The sequence below is a fragment of the Halorubrum sp. AJ67 genome (assembly GCF_000513435.1).
Genome location: NZ_CBVY010000034.1, coordinates 1 through 2,688, shown reverse-complemented (window position 1 = coordinate 2,688; position 2,688 = coordinate 1). Strand labels below are relative to the sequence as shown.

7 protein-coding genes are annotated in these 2,688 nt (G+C 69.0%); 3 read left to right on the top strand and 4 right to left on the bottom strand.

Annotation, left to right across the window (positions count from 1 at the left end; translation table 11 throughout):
* A partial coding sequence (locus BN903_RS16155) for a DUF99 family protein (protein ID WP_154018150.1) occupies window positions 1–162 on the bottom strand: 162 nt, incomplete at its 3' end.
* Window positions 159–341: a DUF5786 family protein gene (locus tag BN903_RS14780; protein ID WP_006629442.1), complete on the bottom strand. Its 183-nt coding sequence runs from the start codon at window positions 339–341 to the stop codon at window positions 159–161. The genes BN903_RS16155 and BN903_RS14780, both read right to left, overlap by 4 nt.
* Before the next feature lie 114 nt (window positions 342–455).
* Between BN903_RS14780 and BN903_RS14775 the strand changes: the two genes are divergently transcribed.
* Window positions 456–1,097, top strand: a complete 642-nt coding sequence (locus tag BN903_RS14775; protein WP_048078455.1) for an MBL fold metallo-hydrolase — start codon at window positions 456–458, stop codon at window positions 1,095–1,097.
* Window positions 1,098–1,154: 57 nt separating this feature from the next.
* On the opposite strand, the gene BN903_RS14770 is transcribed toward BN903_RS14775, so the two are convergent.
* Entirely contained in the window at window positions 1,155–1,304 is a 150-nt protein-coding gene (locus tag BN903_RS14770; protein ID WP_048078454.1) for a 50S ribosomal protein L40e, read from the bottom strand.
* Window positions 1,305–1,361: 57 nt separating this feature from the next.
* The gene (locus BN903_RS14765; RefSeq protein ID WP_004598787.1) at window positions 1,362–1,631 is read right to left on the bottom strand and encodes a co-chaperone YbbN; all 270 of its coding nucleotides are present in this window, start codon (window positions 1,629–1,631) and stop codon (window positions 1,362–1,364) included.
* Window positions 1,632–1,923: 292 nt separating this feature from the next.
* Here BN903_RS14765 and BN903_RS14760 point away from each other — a divergent pair, with 292 nt between their 5' ends.
* Window positions 1,924–2,085: a preprotein translocase subunit Sec61beta gene (locus BN903_RS14760; RefSeq protein WP_079890693.1), complete on the top strand. Its 162-nt coding sequence runs from the start codon at window positions 1,924–1,926 to the stop codon at window positions 2,083–2,085.
* Between the two features lie 84 nt (window positions 2,086–2,169).
* The coding region (gene pdxT / locus BN903_RS14755; protein ID WP_048078453.1) for a pyridoxal 5'-phosphate synthase glutaminase subunit PdxT at window positions 2,170–2,688 on the top strand (519 nt) is incomplete at its 3' end.

The window sequence follows — 2,688 nt, the reverse complement described above, 5'->3', positions numbered from 1 at the left end:
GTCGATCACGGCGTCGGTCGCGTCCGTGCCGCCGACGGTACACCGGGCGAACGCAAACCCGTCGGGGGTGCCGTCTGCGCGGACGACGACGCTGGCCGCGCGGCTCACGTCGCGGTCGTCAGAGAAGGCGACGCCGAGCGTTCGGCTCGGCGGGGTCCTCACGTCTCCTCGGACTTGATCTCCTGAAGCCGGTCGAGGAGTTCGTCGTTGGACGCGCCGGGCTCGTAGTCGACGGACCCCTCGTGGGTTTCTTGGGCAGCCTGAACGCCGTCTTCGTCGTCGAAGTCCGCGTCCAGGTCCTGATTCTCCTGTTCGGACTCATCGTAGCTGCCGAAGCCCATTTGTGTGTGAGACTAACAGGGGGTGAGGGATAAATCCACGGGCGAGGACGGTTCCGACCGCCCGGCTCGGGGCCACGACTGTACCCTTTTGTCCCTCCGCGAGCGAGTACGGGCATGGAACCGATCGCCGTCACCGCGGACGCGGAGGAGTTCACCTGTAACGCGTACCTCGTCGTCGGGGACGCGACGACGCTCGTCGACGCCGGCACGATGCCGGGCGTCGAGGACGCGGTCGCCGAGGCGCTCGCCGAGGCCGACGCCGACGGACTCGACCGCGTCGTCCTCACGCACCAGCACCACGACCACGTCGGGGAACTCGACGCGGTCGTCGACCGCTTCGACCCGGAGGTCCTCGCGTACGCCGACCACCCCCACCGCGACGTCGCCCTCGAAGCCGGCGACGAGGTGTTCGTCGGCGACGAGGCCTGCGAGGTCGTCTACACCCCGGGCCACGCCGACGACCACGTCTCGCTCGTCGGCGACGAACGGCTCTACTCCGGCGACGTCGTCGTCTACAACGACGGCGCGTTCTCGGACGGCTCGTTCGGCCGCACCGACATGGCCGGCCAGTCGCGCGAGCGCCTGATCGAGAGCCTCCACGACCTCCTCGACCGGCTGCCCGATACCGTCGAGGCGATGTACCCCGGTCACGGCGGCGTCTATCGCGCCGCGGAGGGACCGGACAGCGTCCGGGAAGTCATCGAGCGCGCGACCGAGCGCGCCGAGCGCCGCGAGCCGAAGTACCCCGACGAGTAAGGAGGCGACGCCGTTGCTCGGTGGGATGGAAGAACTGCGGAAAAGCGCGTCGACCGGTTACGCCGCGCGGCGCTCGGTCGCCTTCGGGCGGAGGTTAGTGTAGCCGCACTTGCGGCAGCGCTCGGCCTCGGAGGCGTTGCGGGCGTTACAGCGCATACAGATCTGTCGGTCGAGCATGCGGCGTTCGGCGGCGTCGAATTTGGCCATACGCCTACTGAGCGAGCGGCGCTGTAAAAGGTTGCGAGACGCCGCGGCGCGGACCGGTCAGGCCCCGGCCTCGGTGAGGGCGGCCTCGATGTCCTCGCGCTGGGTGACCCCGACGAAGCGGTCGACGACGCCGTCGTCGTTCTCGACGATGAGGGTGGGCAGCGAGCGGACCTGGTACTGGTTCGCCACGTCCTGTTCCTCGTCGACGTCGACTTTCTGGAGCTCGAACGCGTCGCCGAGGTCCTCCTGAATCTCCTCTAAGATGGGGTCTTGCGTCTTACACGGGCCGCACCACTCGGCGTGGAAATCCAGCAGTCGAACGGTCATAGTCGGCCTCAACTACCGCCGGCCCGCGCATAAGGGTTTCCCACTCGTGTGCGCGGCTCACGAAACCCCGTGAAGACGGCGGCACGACGGAGGCGATAACTCCGCGAACGCGGCGACCCACCGGCGGCGACGATCCCGCGGAGACGGCGATCCCGCGGAGACGACGATTCCGCGGAGACGACGATTCCGCGGAGACGACCGGGAAGCGACGCCTCCGGAACAACCGAGAGAAGACCGCGGCGTCCCGGCGGCGAACGAAACGTTTAGAACGCGGCGACGCGCACAGACGGACATGAGTGGTTCCAACTCCGGCGGGCTGATGTCCAGCGCGGGACTGGTCCGCTACTTCGACAACGAGGACCGGAACGCCATCTCGATCGACCCCAAGACGGTGATCGCGTTCTGCGTTCTCTTCGGCGTGTTCGTCCAGATCCTCTCGCTGACGGTCGCGTAGGCTCCCCCGTCGCTCTCGTTTCTCGGCCCGTCGATCCGGTCGCGTAGCGCGCCCTTTTTCCACGCGCCCGCCCCATCGATCCGTATGAAAGCAGGCGTCATCGCCGTTCAGGGCGACGTGGCCGAACACGCCGCCGCCGTCCGCAACGCCGCGGCCGCCCACGACGAGTCCGCGGAGGTCGTCGAGGTCCGGGACGCGGGGATCGTGTCCGACTGCGACGTCCTCCTCATGCCGGGCGGGGAGTCGACGACCATCTCGCGGCTGATCCACCGCGAGGGGATCGCCGCCGAGATCCGAGACCACGTCGCGGCCGGCAAGCCCGTCCTCGCCACCTGCGCCGGGCTCATCGTCTGCTCGACCGACGCGAAGGACGACCGGGTCGAGCCGCTGGGGCTGGTCGACGTCTCGGTCGACCGCAACGCGTTCGGGCGACAGAAGGACTCCTTCGAGGCGAAGGTCCCGATCGCCGGACTCGACGACCCCTTCCACGCCGTCTTCATCCGCGCGCCGGCCATCGACGAGATCGGCGCGGGCGTCGAGACGCTGGCGACGGTCGACGGCCGCCCGGTCGCGGTGCGTGACGGCCCGGTCGTCGCCACCGCG